This window comes from Pseudomonas syringae group sp. 243L2, assembly GCF_032587875.1.
In the GTDB taxonomy this organism is placed as follows: domain Bacteria; phylum Pseudomonadota; class Gammaproteobacteria; order Pseudomonadales; family Pseudomonadaceae; genus Aquipseudomonas; species Aquipseudomonas amygdali.
This window is the reverse complement of record NZ_JAWHPL010000021.1, coordinates 972,024-988,001: the sequence shown is the minus strand read 5'-3', so window position 1 is coordinate 988,001 and position 15,978 is coordinate 972,024. Positions and strand designations below refer to the sequence as shown.

General features: G+C 55.3%; 9 protein-coding genes and 2 pseudogenes. 1 reads left to right on the top strand and 10 read right to left on the bottom strand.

The window, feature by feature from the left end; genetic code table 11:
* Positions 1-138: 138 nt before the first annotated feature.
* A complete protein-coding gene (locus RYB66_RS17400) occupies positions 139-1,464 on the top strand; it encodes an OprD family porin (protein WP_316894973.1) in 1,326 nt (441 codons plus the stop codon).
* Positions 1,465-1,691: 227 nt separating this feature from the next.
* Here the strand turns inward: RYB66_RS17400 and RYB66_RS17395 are convergent, their stop codons facing one another.
* The 10 genes and pseudogenes from RYB66_RS17395 to RYB66_RS17350 form a co-directional block, all read right to left on the bottom strand.
* Complete coding sequence (locus RYB66_RS17395) at positions 1,692-2,081, bottom strand: hypothetical protein (RefSeq protein WP_183134543.1); 390 nt, start codon at positions 2,079-2,081, stop codon at positions 1,692-1,694.
* A 564-nt stretch (positions 2,082-2,645) separates the two neighbouring features.
* Complete coding sequence (locus RYB66_RS17390; protein WP_080725948.1) at positions 2,646-2,891, bottom strand: hypothetical protein; 246 nt, start codon at positions 2,889-2,891, stop codon at positions 2,646-2,648.
* Between the two features lie 7 nt (positions 2,892-2,898).
* Positions 2,899-4,462 (bottom strand): annotated as a pseudogene (locus RYB66_RS17385) (RHS repeat domain-containing protein); the annotation flags it as partial.
* Between the two features lie 103 nt (positions 4,463-4,565).
* The gene (locus RYB66_RS17380) at positions 4,566-4,985 is read right to left on the bottom strand and encodes an NTF2 fold immunity protein (protein ID WP_005772187.1); all 420 of its coding nucleotides are present in this window, start codon (positions 4,983-4,985) and stop codon (positions 4,566-4,568) included.
* 8 nt (positions 4,986-4,993) lie between these two features.
* Positions 4,994-5,636, bottom strand: a pseudogene (locus tag RYB66_RS17375) (RHS repeat-associated core domain-containing protein); the annotation flags it as partial.
* 193 nt (positions 5,637-5,829) lie between these two features.
* Positions 5,830-6,261 carry an NTF2 fold immunity protein gene (locus tag RYB66_RS17370; RefSeq protein ID WP_010196009.1) on the bottom strand — a complete coding sequence of 144 codons (432 nt, stop codon included), beginning with the start codon at positions 6,259-6,261 and terminating at the stop codon, positions 5,830-5,832.
* Between the two features lies 1 nt (position 6,262).
* The gene (locus RYB66_RS17365; protein ID WP_046832902.1) at positions 6,263-10,489 is read right to left on the bottom strand and encodes an RHS repeat-associated core domain-containing protein; all 4,227 of its coding nucleotides are present in this window, start codon (positions 10,487-10,489) and stop codon (positions 6,263-6,265) included.
* A gap of 112 nt (positions 10,490-10,601) precedes the next feature.
* Positions 10,602-11,189, bottom strand: coding sequence for a hypothetical protein (locus tag RYB66_RS17360; RefSeq protein WP_316894970.1), 588 nt, complete (start codon positions 11,187-11,189; stop codon positions 10,602-10,604).
* A gap of 292 nt (positions 11,190-11,481) precedes the next feature.
* Positions 11,482-14,637 carry a CusA/CzcA family heavy metal efflux RND transporter gene (locus tag RYB66_RS17355; RefSeq protein WP_316894968.1) on the bottom strand — a complete coding sequence of 1,052 codons (3,156 nt, stop codon included), beginning with the start codon at positions 14,635-14,637 and terminating at the stop codon, positions 11,482-11,484.
* Between the two features lie 24 nt (positions 14,638-14,661).
* The gene (locus RYB66_RS17350) at positions 14,662-15,915 is read right to left on the bottom strand and encodes an efflux RND transporter periplasmic adaptor subunit (RefSeq protein ID WP_316894966.1); all 1,254 of its coding nucleotides are present in this window, start codon (positions 15,913-15,915) and stop codon (positions 14,662-14,664) included.
* Between the last annotated feature and the right edge of the window lie 63 nt (positions 15,916-15,978).

Here is a 15,978-nt window from a genome sequence, read left to right as displayed (position 1 = left end):
CTTTCATATTTGTAATCTTCCCGTCACCTCGGCGTTATCTTCGCCACTTCAAGATTGTGCCCCACTGGCAGCGCTCGGGTTAATAAAAACAGCCAGATCGACATGTTTATAACAATCTGCCGATTGGACGGAGCGCACATGACTCAACTTAAAACTCTATCACTGGCCCTGTGTTCGACCCTCGCCGGTGTCGCACCGGCTGCCGTACTCGCCGAAGAGCAAAAAGAAGGCTTCATCGAAGGCAGCACGCTGACCGTACTCAACCGCAACGTCTACATGAACCGCGACCACCGCAACGGCGAATCCAGCCCTACCGGCAATGGCTACTCCGAAGCGTGGGCGCAAGGCATCATCGGGCGATTCCAGTCAGGTTTTACTCAAGGCACCTTCGGCGTCGGGGTCGATGCATTTGCCATGATCGGTATCAAGCTCGACACCGGTGACGGCCGCAACGGCGGCCGCAGCGCATTCGACGTGCTGCCGGTCGATGGGGAAGGCAGCGCCCGTGACGAATACACCAAGGTAGGTGGCTCACTGAAGGCCAGAGCCTTCGACACCGTCGTCAACGTGGGCGATGTGTTTCCGTCCACCCCGGTGGTTGCCTTCGGCGACTCCCGACTGCTGCCGGAAAGCTTTCGCGGCGTTACCGCCGTTAACAACAGCATCAGCGGCCTGACCCTGCAAGGCGGTCGCCTGCACTCCATGAGCCAGCCCGTTTCCAGCAACATGCGCGACGGTTTCGTCACCTTCTACGGTGGTGCCGTGGACTCTCCATGGGTTGCCTACTTCGGCGGTGACTATCAGGCCACCGACAGGTTGAGCCTTGGCCTCTACACCAGCCGACTCAAAGACGCCTGGGATCAGAAATACGCTTCAGCGTCCTACGTGCTGCCGCTCTCTGACGACCTGTCGCTGACCAGCAGCCTTAACTATTACAACGCCACCGACGAAGGCAAAAAACTGCTCGGCGAATTCGACAACGACATCTGGAGTGCAAAAGTCGCCCTGCAATACGGCGCACACACCCTGTCGCTTTCGCACCAGCGCAACGAAGGTGATGACGATTTCGACTACCTCCGGCAGTCCGACTCCATCTACCTGGCCAACTCCATCCAGTACAGCGACTTCAACTCACCCAAAGAGCGCTCGTGGATGGTCACCTACAACCTCGACATGTCCACCTTCGGCGTGCCCGGCCTGTCATTCATGACCCGCTACGGCAAAGGCACCGACGCCGACTACTCCAACGCCAACAGCACCTACATGCGCCGCGACGCACAAGGCAACCCGCTGACCGACCAGAAACGCTGGGAGCGCGATATCGAAGCGAAATACATCGTGCAGACCGGATCACTCAAAGACCTGTCGCTGCGCGTGCGTCAGGCAACGACTCGTGCCACGGCGTTTGAATCGGACCTGGATGAGGTGCGGGTGATTGTGGAGTATCCGTTGAGTGTGCTTTGAATGTTTGACTGAAGCGTCCTTAGGGACGCTTTTTTTGAAGAGGTGCGAATACGCTAACAGGCCCGGTTTTATGACGGGCATGTGCTGCGGAATTACGGCATCTATCCTAGGCTAATTTTTTTGCAAATGATGATGCTTGCATTTGAAACTGTTTGATTTCTTGACAGTTTTGGGTGTTCTGATGTTTGTAACTTGTTACAGGGCTTGGTTGTGTCGAACTCGGGTTTTTATCTTAGTGACATGCAGCCGTCAATCTCAAAGCTTTCAGAGTTTATTATGAAAATTACAAGATAATTTTCTATTTCCAAGGTGACCCAGCTTCGCAACGCCTCATCTTTTGAAGCTTCAAGCGATGCTGCACATAGGTCTGCGCCATTAAGTTGGCGCCCTTGGGCTGCCAGGTTGCTGGCTCTGAATTCTATAATGAATTTTAACGTGTTTTTATTTTGATCATCATAGATAGATACTTCTGGAGGTAGCAAGGATGAAATATCAGATATTTTAGGTTTTTTAATTAATTTACGTGTGATAGGGTCGCAGAGATTCGAAGAAACGTACGTTTTGAAGTCGACTTTTTCTATTATATCTTTAGCTTTCATTTGGGTGATGGTTTTCAAGATTATTAATATCGGGGCTGTGAGCTCGCTTTGATACTGTATTCGTGATATTAAAATGAGCACTTGACTGCCATTTTTTCATCTCTTAATCCTCACTTAAGCCACAAGTCCTAAAAAACGGCAGTGGCATTTCCTGTTCACTATCCGTGCCTGAAGATAGGACATCCCCTAAAGTAGCAGTTCTACGCTCAAAGTTTAACAGAATATCGAACAATTGAGCTCCAAACCTCTTATTACGAGCTGGGCTCCTGGCTTTATAGACTTCTTCACAGCAGTCGCAAGCAACTCTCGGACAGAATCGTTAAACTCCTGCTCCAAAAAGGCATTAAGTAAATCATTAGTCATAGCGCAATCTCATTTTGTGAATGCCGCATGCATGATTCAGTTTCTAATATTTACCTTGATAATGCTGGTTGACTTTCCGGAAGTATTCACGACTATAGCCTTTTCAACGTTATACTCTACCACATATCCACTCGGGCTATTCGGCCTCATCTTTATATATCGAAAAGTTCTACCCGTACAGCTCGATATATTTTGCCTATACATCGCCACTTTTGAAAATCAGAAAATAATTGAGTCTAAAATAAACTGTAGTTTCACCGGGTCCGCAGCATTCCCAAAATAATATTCATTCCCTCCATCATCGAGCAGCTCAGGGGGTGTCGATTTCCAATACAGCACGAAATATTTCTCGTCCAACAAATCCTCTAATGCGCCTGCGTCATCATATGTTGATACTCTAATGTAAGGCCCATATTCCGAGTGAATAGATACCACCACTCTCTCTCCGACTTTTGAATCAATCATATTTCACCTACCAATTAATGCTGTTAAACCAGTCCAACTCCTGCTGAGTAGGAGCTCGTTTGGTACCTTTAGTATCTAGAGGGTTCTCATATCGTATTGGGCGTGTTGCTCCAGGTACATAAGGGTTAAGTTCTGTTTCTTTGACTCGAGTACTGGTCATATCGAATTCCGTGCCGTCTTTATAGGTTATTTTCACTCCCGGCTCACCAGCCTTACCACCTAGTCGAGTGGTGTTCTTTGTTGTTCTGGTAGTAATCGTTCCGATTTTTTTTGCACCACCCGAAAATCTATTGCATAGACCTAACGGATCAACCCACCCATAAGGATTAGGTGCATATTGATAGAGATTATCCCCCCCACTCAGCCCAATCGGATCCTGCGTAATAAACCGCCCAATCTCAGGATCGTAATACCGAAACGTGTTGTAGTGAAGCCCTGTCTCGACATCGAAATACTGCCCCTGAAACCTCAGGTTCTGCTCGACCTCGTTAACCACCAGCTTTTCAATCGCTCCCCACGGCCGGTATTTGGCCTGCCAGACGATCTGCCCTTCGGCATCAGTCATCTCCAGTGGTGTACCAATCTGGTCTGTGTGGAAGTAGTAGACCTTGTTCTCTAACTCGCCCTTTTTCTCATCAACACGGGCTAAAGGCGCGTAGCTGCCAGGCTCATAGAGATACAAGCTGCTGTGCTCGGGACCCTCTTCACGCAGCAGCCGCAATCCCTGCCAGAGAAAGCGTTTCTCGTCGCTCTGGCCTTTGATATCCGACTGTTTGGAGGCTGTCGTACTGGTAGCTGCTGGTGCTCTCCACTTGACTGTTGGCCATGGTCTCGGTTTTGACCAGGCGGTTTTCGCTGTCGTAGGTGAAGGTTTGCCAGCGGACGATGCCGACGATTTTCTCGACCAGGTTGCCCCACGCGTCGTACTTGTATTCGTGGTTGCTCCATTGCTTGAGACGGTTGTCTTTGACGCGGTCGAAGCGGTTGGTGTTGAAGTTCAGGCGGTTGCCAGCGGTGTCGTAGCGGAATTCTTCGCCTTCGAAGCGTTTTTCGGGGTTGTGTTCAAGCAGGCGGCCGTTGGCTTCGTATTCGTAGGTGACCTCGCCGCGCAGTTTGTCGAGGGTGCGGCTCAGTTCGCCAGCCGGGTCGTACTCGTAGCGGCGGCGGATCGGGTTGTAGGCGTGTTCGACGTAGCGCTCTGGTTTTATGAGCGGGTTCTGGATCTGTGAGAGTTTTTCAGCGGGCAGTGTGGTTGCGTACTGCCAAGCCTTGCGGCCAAGGGCGTCGTAGCCGAAGCAACTGGTGAGTTTTCCCTGCGTGCGGTAGATCTCGCGGTGCAGGTCGTCGCGCTCCATGATCGCTGATCAACTGGCCATCGAGGTTCAGTTGATGCAGGTGACCGCTGCCGTAATACAGGTGGTTCAGGTGCTGGCCGGTGGGAAGGGTCAGCGTAGTCAGGTTGCTGAGCGGATCGTACTCGTAGGCCAGCGCGCCCTGAGGCGAGGTCTCCTGCGTCGGGCGGTCAGTTTCTCTGCAGTGATACCGAGTTCTCTACCGTCTCTAGGCTTACGCTCTAGTGTAGTGATTTTGTCTGACTTTTAAGGAGCAGATTTTTAATATCTAGAATAATGGCTGTGCTTTTAATATCAACAAGTTGAGGATGTTAGAATAAAATTAAAATGTCGATTTTTGCCATTTATCTCTGCGTAGAGTCTCTTTTTTTCTAATCATCCATCCTGATTGAGAGTTGACTAAAGTGAACTTAAAACTTGCCTCAAGTCCAATAGATTGCTCAACGATAAAAGAAGCGGATTGATCGCTTTCTTTGTCCGTTTTCACCTTGTCTCTTATAGGGTCATACATTGTAGGCTCTCCACACGCCAAACCTTCTAATCGTGCCCAGCTTTTCGGAGATTTTATTGAGTGTTTTTGCAAGATTTCTTCAAGTTTTTTTTTATAGTTTTCACTGCATGAGTTTGCATCAATACCTTTTTCTATTAAAGAAAATTTTTCGCGAAAAAAACTACTTTCCCATTCATTCATGTCGCCAAGGAACTGTATTAGCACATCAAGGGGTTTAGGTTTTTCTTTCATGGGTTCCTCTAATTGTCAAATATATTAAATAGTATGCGCTTGCCGTTTTGTGAAACGTTGTACAATATCTGGTCCGGGCGTGTTGAAGACTTTCCATATACAAATTTTATATCTACGTCTACAGGGCCTTTTTTTAGTACATACTCGGCAACGTCCTTTTCGAAGTCTCTAAAAAGCCACCTGTTAATTCCCGGAAGTTGAGGGAAAACACCATTTTTTCCTCCAGCTCCACCGAGTAGCTTGGCGATTATGTGGCCCGCATCGTCGTCCGGATTGCCAAGGCTTCTCGCCCAGCTCCGGGACGATGCGTTTGTCGCAGTTCCACCTTTTTTAATGTCATTTTCGGTAATCGTAGCCGTCGCTCGTAGAGGCTGTCCTGCGGGGCCTCGGATAACATTAGCATTGACGCACCAGCCTAATGGATCAACCCACTCATAAGGATTAGGCGCATACAGATAAAGATTATCCCCCCCACTCAGCCCAATCGGATCCTGCGTTATAAACCGTCCTATCTCCGGATCGTAATACCGAAACGTGTTGTAGTGAAGCCCTGTCTCGACATCGAAATACTACCCCTGAAACTTCAGGTTCTGCTCGACATGGCTCATCACAAGCTTTTCTGTCATTCTCCCAAGCCCGATATTTTCTCTGTCAGACGATTTGCTACCATGCTTCGATCATTTTCAGCCGGCTTGCTATATCGCTCATCGTGAAGTGATATAGAAGGGCTTTCTTCGCCTCCAACTTCGCGTTGATTGACTCTAGCGAGCGCGTAAAGATGCCGATAATTTTAGTATTGTAAATACTCTTTATACTAGTAAGAGTTGCATTCGGGTTGAGTGATTTATAATGGGGCGCGCCGCCATTTATCATCATGGTTCAAGATCTCCTTTTTCTTTATCAACCATTCATTATTTTGGAGTTTTAGTGTTATTTTCGATAAGGTTTCTGCTCCAGCAGTTTGCTGCGCTGTTATAGAAGCAGAGTTTTTTTCGCTAGCTATTGTTTCCAATATATCGCTTTCGGGATCGTATGTGGGTGGGTTCGTACAGCCTAAGTCTATTAGTCTGCCAAAGTTGCTTTTGTCTTCTATCACATATTTCTTTAGTATTTCTTCTAGTTTGCTTCTATAGGCTTTCTTTAAGGATAGATCATCTTTACCCTCTGTTAGTTCTTTTTTTCTTAGTCTGAAAAACTCCGTTTCCCAAAGGTTCATTTCTTTCATGAACTTTTCAATGGTTTCCAGCGCTTGGCTTGAAGATTCTTTATTGTTCATATTAATTCTCAAATATACCTTCTAATATTTTATTACCTTGACGATAGACGTCATAGGTTATAGATGTAGGCCGCGTACCGCCGCTGCCATATATAAAATTAAGCTCGACGTCAACCGGCCCTCTTTTGTTTACAGTGCTGGCGATAGTCGATTCAAAAGCTCTAAATTGACCACGGTTTATCCCTTTTAACTGCGGAAATACCCCATCCTTACCACCCGACCCACCAAGAAGCTTGGCGATTATATGGCCCGCATCGTCGTCCGGATTGCCAAGACTTCTCGCCCAACTCCGGGACGACGCGTTTGTCGCAGTTCCGCCTTTTTTGATGTCGGCCTTGGTAATCGTAGCTGTTGCTCGCAAAGGCTGTCCTGCGGGGCCTCGGGTAACACTGGCATTGACGCACCAGCCTAACGGATCAACCCACCCATAAGGATTAGGCGCATACACATAAAGATTATCCCCCCCACTCAGCCCAATCGGATCCTGCGTAATAAACCGCCCAATCTCCGGATCGTAATACCGAAACGTGTTGTAGTGAAGCCCCGTCTCGACATCGAAGTACTGCCCCTGAAACCTGAGGTTCTGTTCGACCTCGTTCACCACCAGCTTTTCAATCGCCCCCCACGGCCGATATTTGGCCTGCCAGACGATCTGCCCTTCGGCGTCGGTCATCTCCAGCGGCGTACCGATCTGGTCGGTGTGGAAGTAGTAGACCTTGTTCTCTACCTCGCCCTCTTTCTCATCAACACGGGCCAGCGGCGCATAACTGCCGGGTTCGTAGAGGTACAGGCTGCTCTGCCCAGGACTTTCTTCACGCAACATCCGCAATCCCTGCCAGAGAAAGCGTTTCTGGTCGGTCTTACCCTTGATCTCCCACTGTTTGCCAACGCGCCTGCCCAGGCTGTCGTACTTATAGCTGCTGGTGCTTTCCACCTGACTGTTGGCCATGGTCTCGGTTTTGACCAGGCGGTTTTCGCAGTCGTAGGTGAAGGTTTGCCAACGCACGATGCCGACGATTTTCTCGACCAGGTTGCCCCACGCGTCGTATTTGTATTCGTGGTTGCTCCATTGCTTGAGGCGGTTGTCTTTGACGCGGTCGAAGCGGCTGGTGTTGAAGTTCAGGCGATTGCCGGCAGCGTCGTAGCGGAATTCTTCGCCGTCGAAGCGTTTTTCGGGGTTGTGTTCAAGCAGGCGGCCGTTGGCTTCGTATTCGTAGGTGACTTCGCCACGCAGTTTGTCGAGGGTGCGGCTCAGTTCGCCGGCCGGGTCGTATTCATAGCGGCGGTGGATCGGGTTGTAGGCGTGTTCGACATAGCGCTCTGGTTTTATGAGCGGGTTCTGGATCTGTGAGAGTTTTTCAGCGGGCAGTGTGGTTGCGTACTGCCAGGTCTTGCGGCCAAGGGCGTCGTAGCCGAAGCAACTGGTGAGTTTTCCCTGCGTGCGGTAGATCTCGCGGTGCAGGTCGTCGCGCTCCATGTCGCTGATCAGTTGGCCATCGAGATTCAGTTGATGCAGGTGACCGCTGCCGTAATACAGATGGTTCAGGTGCTGGCCGGTAGGAAGGGTCAGCGTGGTCAGGTTGCTGAGTGGATCGTAGTCGTAGGCCAGCGTGCCCTGGGGCGACGATTCCTGTGTCAGGCGGCCCAGAATGTCGTAGGCGAATTCCAGTTTTTCGGCCGTGACACCGAGTTTTCTGCCACCGTCGGTGGGTGTGCGCTGAATGGACAGCAGGCGGTCGCTGTCGTCGTAGGTGAAATCCTGACGGGCGTCGTCGTTGAGTCTGGCCAGCAGGCGACCAATCGGGTCGCGCTCGAAATACGTGCTGCGCTGTGGTCGTTCGCCTTTTTCGCTGTAGCCGGTTTCTTCGACCTGAGTCAGATGCCCGCCAAGGTTGTAGCTGAAACGGCGGGTCAACTGGTCGATGCGTTTTTCTTCGATCAGCCGATCGGAGTGATCGTAGGCGAACGTGTAAGTGGCGTCGTTTTCATTGCTCAGCGCCACGAGGCGCAGGGCTCTGTCGTACTGGTAGGCGACCATCAGCCCTTTAGGGTCCTGACGTCTGGTCGGCAGGCCGCGTGCGTTGCGGGCCAGATGGGTGGTCTGGTCCTTGCCGTCAGTGTGTGTCATGACCTGACCGTGAGCGTTGTAGGTGAAGCTCTCGCGGGTGCCGTCCGGGTGGTCGATGCGTAGCACTTCGCCGCCGGGCTTGCGCTCCAGCGTGGTGGTGTTGTTTAGGGCATCGGTGACGGCAACCAGTTGATGGCGCTCGTCATAACGGTAATACGTGCTTTTGCCCGAGCAGTCCTGAAAGCGCTCTACCTGCGCGAGGTTGTTCCACCACAGGTATTTGGACTTGAACGTCGGGTCGACGATGGTATGGGGCAAGCCGTTCTCGCCGTTGAGGTATTCGGTCTTGTGGCCCAGTGCGTCGATCTCGGCGACGAGGTTGCCTTTGGCGTCGTAGCGGGCCTTCCAGGTGCTGCCATCGGGGTAGGTGATCTGTTTGACCAGCGTGGTCTTGAAGTGATGCTGATAACGCGTGGTTCGGCCCAGCGGGTCGGTTTCTGCGGTCAGGCGTGACAGATCGTCGTACTCGAAGCCCAGCTGGTTGCCATCGGGCAGCGTCAGGCCGGTGATATTGCCAGTGTTGTCCAGCGCGATACGGTACTGCTCACCGCCGAAATCAGTGCTGGCGATGACGCGACGGTCCTTGTTGTAGGTCACCTCGGCGCGACGCCCCAGCACATCGGTTACGCGCGTCTGGCGCGCCTCGAAATCATAATCGAAATGAAAGTGCTCGCCGTCGCTGGTCCAGTGCTCGACCACGCGCGGCTTGCCGTCGAGAACTTCCCAGCGGTATTCGCAACTGAGCCCCAGCGCATTGGCGTGGCGGGTCATCAGGCCGTCGGTGTAGCTGAAGTTGCGCACCGAGTCGCCATTGCGGTTGTACACACTGTTCAACTGGCCATTGTTGTCGTAGCCATAGCGCACCAGTGTCTCGACGGCCTGGTCGCCGACGATTCGCTTGACGGTGCTCAGACGGTTGGTCACCTCGTCGTAGTGCAGGTGCACGCGATGCCCGCCGGTGGAGCAAATGTCGGTCAGAACGCCGTCTTCGCTGCGTACGAAATGCAGAAAATGACCGAGGGCGTTTTCGACGCGTTGCAGGGGAACTGGCTGGTTGTCGTCGGGTACTTCACCGAAGTAGTAAAAGACGTTATCCAGTGTTTGCAGCAGGTAATGAGCACCCTCGGTACGCACCAGGTACAGCTGTTCCTGTGCGTTGTAGATGCGCTGGTTGTAGTCCAGTGTCACGAAGGGCACGCTGCGGCCCTGATTGTCGCTGAGGTACAGAAAGCTGCCCTTGCGCCGCAGGCTTTGTTCCCAGGGCAGCACCCAGCCCTTGCCCAGCGCGCTGTCGACATCAAGGTCGCTGGCGTAGAAGCGTGTCCACTCGATCGGCATCAGGCCGGGCAGGCTGAAATCGGACTCGTCGATCAGCAGTTTGCGTCCGGCGGTGGTGTCGACCGGGTTGCCGTGCAGGCCGCCCAGCACTTTTTCGGCCACGGGGGCGACGCCGAAGCGAAAAATGGCGTCCCCGAGAAAGACACCGCCCATGAACTGCAGCGCGCAAGGGCCTGCCGCTTTCAGACCGGCCTGCATGCCCAGCTTGGCAATGCTGAGCACGGCCTTGGCGCCGCCGGCTACGACCAACAGAATGTCCACGGTGTAGCGGGCCATCGCCGAGACTTCGTCGTCCACCGGCAGGTAGCGTTGGGTACCGCCGCCGATGAAGACGTTGGGCGAGCCGGTGCCGATCTTCGCGCCGCAGGTCAGCTTGTCGCCCTTGCGCGCAGCGGGCTGGCCGTTGATGAAGACGTTGCTGGAGCCTTCGGCCACCTTGACGATCGGCGAGTGCTTGTCACACACGGCGGTGCTTTCGATGGCAAAGGCAGCGGGGCGGCCATTGATGAACACGTTGGGCGAGGCAGATTCGATCTGCCCCGCGGGAGAGCTGAAGGCGCTGCCGATACTCTCCCCGATACTGGCGATAGCATTACCGGCCAGGCCGACTGCCATGGCCAGTAAAAAACCGCCGAACCCGCACGTGGCGACGGTGAGCGAGACATACGCCACGGCCGCGATGCCCACGATCGCCCCGAGCACAAAGCCCGCCATCGCTCCGGTGTGTTCGATATCATCCAGTAACCGCGCGGCCTCGAACATCGCCGTTACTCCTGCGGGCTGCGAGTAGTGGAGGTGCGATCACCTGGCGTGACGCTGATGTTCTGCAGCGGATAGTCCATTAAAGCGTGTCCTGTCGGCGATGAAGTAGAGTTCAGGGGGCGGTCAGGCCTTCAAGCATGCTGTCGAAATCCAGCAACCAGGTTTTCAGCGCGGGCTTTTCGGAGTCAATCACGCAGCCCACGCTCAGCCATTGGCGTTCGTTGTGATCGGCAACCGGTACGATGGAACCGATCAAGCGCCCATGCCGTTCTTCGAAGCTCACGCGAAAATGGAAGTCCAGCGCCAGCGCGGCATTCCCTGCCAGTAACGTTTCATACTGGCGGATGACTCGGACATTGCCATACAACGGCTGCAGTGCTTTGACCGCTTCGGCGAACGCCCCGGCAAGGTTCGCCTCTTCAGGTACATCGCTACGCTGGATGGAGACCACCACAGGCTCTCCATCGACTTGAACGGTGGCATCGATCGCGCTGCACCCGAACCCTTCCGGAAAGCCGAAGCGGAACCCGCCAAAATTGAAACTGCAGGTTGCGTCGCGCAAGGGTTGTGGGACGGGGATAGCCGCTTGAATGATGTCGAGCGCCTGTTGCGCGGCAGCCCGCTCGGCTTCCTCGCGCGCCAGTGCTTCGTCAGCCAGTCGGCGTTCAGAGATACGGTCGTAGAGACTGGTGCGCGTCATGCGGCTTGAACCTTGTTCATCAACTGCTACATCTCCTTATGCAGGCAACGTACTGCCCCGCGGCCCATTTGTAACAGGACGATAAGCACATTAACGGGACCGGCCTATATCTCTGAGCCGACTGATGAGCAGGAAAGCCCTGAAAATCCTGTGGGATAAAAGCTACGGACGAACGCTACTTTCAATGGCGAGTGCTTCGACCTTCCTTTAACTGAAAGTTCACTGCGGGCAGGTGAAAGCTTCAGGATGCTCTAGCACGAGCTTCCTGAAGCTTTGGCGGTTACTTGAAAGCCTATTTCAACGCCTCAACCGCCTCCTCATCCTCCCGCCGATGCGCCCACTGATACAACGCCGGTAACACCAGCAACGTCAGCGCGGTCGACGACAGAATCCCGCCAATCACCGCCGTCGCCAGTGGTCGCTGCACCTCAGCCCCAGTCCCGGTGGCGAGGGCCATGGGGATGAAGCCAAGGGAGGCGACCAGTGCGGTCATCAGCACTGGGCGCAGGCGGGTGAGGGCGCCTTCGTTGATGGCGTTGTGCAGCGAGTGGCCTTGTTCGCGCAGGCTGCGGATGAAGGCGATCATCACCAGGCCGTTCAGCACCGCCACACCCGACAGGGCGATGAAGCCCACGCCTGCGGAGATCGACAGGGGAATGTCGCGCAGCCACAGGGCCATGACGCCGCCGGTGAGGGCGAACGGGATGCCGGTGAAGACCAGCAGGCCGTCCTTGAGGTTGTTGAACATCATGAACAGCAGCGCCAGTACCAGCAGCAATGCCACTGGCACGACGATCTGCAGGCGTTTGGCGGCTGATTGCAGTTGCTCGAACTGGCCGCCCCAATTGGTCCAATAGCCTGCCGGGATCTGCACGCCGCTGTCGATGGTGGTGCCTGCTTCTTCGACAAACGAGCCGAGATCCCGACCACGCACGTTGGCGCTGACGATGACCACACGCTTGCCGTTCTCGCGGCTGATCTGGTTCGGGCCGAGCACCAGGTCAAGGCTGGCGACCTGGGACAGCGAGATAAAGCTGATCTGCTGGTTGCTGTTGGCGCTCGCAGGCACCGGAATGAGCAGGCTGGAGAGCCCGTTCACATCGGTGCGCAGTTGCTCGGACAGGCGCACCACCATGTCGAAGCGGCGATCACCTTCATACAACGTTCCCGCGTGACGACCGCCCAGCGCAATGGCGATGGCGTCCTGCACATCGGCCACGTTGAGGCCGTAACGCGCGGCCTTGTCGCGATCGATGTTGATGGTCAGTACCGGCAGGCCGGTGGTCTGCTCGACTTTCACTTCTGAAGCGCCTGGCACTTTTTGCAGGGTGGCGGCAATTTTTGCGGCGGTCTGGTTGAGCACGTTCATGTCGTCGCCGAACACTTTCACCGCGACGTCACTGCGTACACCGGAAACCAGCTCGTTGAAGCGCAACTGGATCGGCTGGGACAGTTCGTAGTTGCTGCCCGGCACACTGGCGGCGGCCTTTTGCAGGTCGGCTATCAGTGCCTCGCGGGATTTGTCCGGGTCCGGCCACTCACTTTGCGGCTTGAGCATCACGTAGCTATCAGAGATGTTGGGCGGCATCGGGTCGGCGGCGATCTCTGCGGTGCCGGTGCGGGCGAACACGCGCTGCACTTCCGGCACTTTTTCGATGATGGCTTTTTCCAGACGCTGCTGCATGTCCACCGACTGGGTCAGGCTAGTGCCGGGAACCCGTAGCGCCTGCAAGGCGAAGTCGCCTTCGCTCAGGCTCGGGATGAACTCGCTGCCCATGCGGCTGGCAGTGAAGCCGGACAGCACGATCAGCACCAAGGCCATGCCGAACGCTATTGAGCGATGCCCCAGTACCCAGCTCAGTATCGGCGCGTAGCGCTGGCGAGCGGTGCGCATCACAAAACCTTCTTCTTCCTTGACCTTGCCGGTGACGAACATGGCGATGGCGGCAGGCACGAAGGTCACCGAGAGGATCATGGCACCGAGCAGGGCGATGACCACAGTGAACGCCATAGGGTGGAACATTTTGCCTTCCACACCGGTGAGGGCGAAGATCGGCAGGTACACGACCATGATGATCAACTGGCCGAAAATCAGCGGTCGACGGGCTTCTCTGGCGGCGGCGAAGACCTCGTGGAAACGCTCGGAGCGGGTCAGCATGCGGCCGTATTTCTTCTGGGCATGCGCCAGCCTGCGGATGGCGTTTTCGACGATCACCACCGCGCCGTCGACGATAATACCGAAGTCCAGCGCGCCCAGGCTCATCAGGTTGGCGCTGACCTTGTTGGTGAACATGCCGGTAAAGGTGAACAGCATGGCCAGCGGAATCACCATGGCGGTGATCAGCGCAGCACGGATGTTGCCCAGAAACAGGAACAGAATCACGATGACCAGAATTGCGCCTTCGATCAGGTTCTTTTTGACTGTTGCGATGGCTTTTTCGACCAGGTTGGTGCGGTCGTAAACCGTTACCGCTTCGACGCCTTCGGGCAGTGTGCGATTGATGTCGGCGAGTTTGGCGGCCACGGCCTGTGACACCGTCCGGCTGTTTTCACCGATCAGCATGAACACCGTACCAAGCACCACTTCACGGCCGTTTTCGGTGGCTGCGCCGGAGCGCATTTCCTTGCCGATACCGACCTCGGCCACGCTGCTGATTCTGATCGGCGTGCCCTGCACATTGGCGATGACGATGTTGGCGATATCGTCCACAGTGCCGAGCTGGCCCGGTGCGCGTATCAGCAGTTGCTCACCGCCGCGCTCGATGTAGCCTGCGCCGACGTTGGCGTTGTTGCGCTCAAGCGCAGCCACCAGATCGTTCAGTGTCAGCTTGTAGGCCGCCAGCTTCTTCGGATCGGGCGCAATCTGATACTGCCTGGCGAAACCGCCGATGGTGTTGATCTCGGCCACGCCCGGTACGTTGCGTAATTGCGGCTTGATGATCCAGTCCTGAATCACTCGCAGATCGGTCGGCGTGTAAGGCGTGCCGTCTTCTTTCAGTGCGCCCTCACGGGCCTCGACCGTCCACAGAAAAATCTCGCCGAGGCCGGTGGAAATCGGCCCCATCATCGTGTCGACACCTTCAGGCAACTGGTCCTTGGCAATCTGCAGGCGCTCGCCCACCAACTGCCTGGCAAAGAACAGGTCAGTGCCGTCCTCGAAAATCACTGTGACCTGAGACAGGCCCGAGCGCGACAGCGAGCGCGTCTGTTGCAGACCGGGCAGGCCTGCCATGTTGGTCTCGATGGCGAACGTGATGCGCTGTTCGGTTTCCAGCGGCGAGAAGCCGGGTGCCGACGTGTTGATCTGCACCTGTACGTTGGTGATGTCGGGGACGGCATCGATAGGCAGTTTCTGGTAACTGGCAATGCCCAGCCCAGCCATGAGCAGCACAGCAAGCATCACGACGATGCGCTGTTCAATCGCGAATTGAATCAACCGTTCAAACATGGAGGTGTACTCGTGTGACGCAGATCAATGGGCGTGCTCGGCGGAGCCTTTGCCCAGCTCCGACTTGAGGATGAAACTGCCCGCGGCAGCCACTTGTGTACCGCCAGCCAGGCCTTTGACGATTTCCACGTAGCCGCCATCGCGGCGACCGAGCGTTACCGGTGTCAGTTGAAAACCTTCAGCGTTGCGTACGAAGACCGAGGGTTTGTCCTCAATCGACTGAATCGCAGACTCGGGAATGCTGACCGCCACGCTGGTCTGCTCGGCGGCGACTTCCACCGACACGAACAGGCCGGGACGCCAGGCACCCTGCGGGTTGGCAAGGGTCACGCGCACGGCGGCAGCGCGAGTCTGCTCGCCCAGCAGGCTGCCGACGTAACCAATCTTGCCTTCGACCCGCGCATTCAGATCGGGCGCGCTGACGATGACCGGACGACCGACCACCACCTTGTCCAGGTCCTTGGGCGCTACGCCGAAGGTGGCCCAGACACGCGACAGGTCGGACAGCGTGAAGGCATTGCTCGCTTCGCTGACCATCTCGCCGATGCCGAGGTGTTTCTCCACGACCATGGCGTCAAATGGCGCGATCAATTCGTAGCGATTGCCTGCAGATGGGTTCAGGCTGGCACCGATGGCGCTGATCTTCTGCCGGGCGTTGGCCAGGTTGATGTCGGCCTCCTGAAACTCCTGGCGCGCTTGCAAGTAGTCCTGCTCGGCGGAGATCTTGTCTTCCCAGAGTTTCTTCTCGCGCTGTAACGTCAGGCGGGCCAGTTCCTGGCGGCGTTGTGCGGCGTTCAGTTCGCTGCGTTGATCGGAGATCTGCTGGCTGGCAATCACTGCCAGCACCTGGCCCTTTTTCACGGCTTGACCCAGATCGACCTTCACTGATTCGACCACACCGCTGACCCGAGGCACGACATGCGCGGTGCGGTCCTCATCGAAGCGGATTTCGCCGGGGAAGGTCACAGTGGTGCTCATCTGTCGAGGTTCTGCGCTTGCCAGCTCGATGCCGGCAGTTTTGATCTGCTCGGCGCTCAGTTCGATGTGCCCCTCTTCCTCTTCATGGGAAGATTCTGACGCTGCGGTGCCTGGTGTTTTCTTCTCGTTGCCTTGGCTCTTCTCGTCGGCATGACCTGGCTCGGCGTCATGGTCGTGTTCCTCGCCTGATGGCTCTGTTCCAGTTGCGAATGGCAGCATCTGCGGGTTCAGCGTCAGACTGCCCAGACCAATGATGGCCACCACCGCCAGCGTGATGGCAATGCTTCGTTTGTTGTTCATAAAGGCTCCCGGCGATCAGGTAATTGCGGCACCTTGCGATACGCTCGATACAGGCGGAAAAGG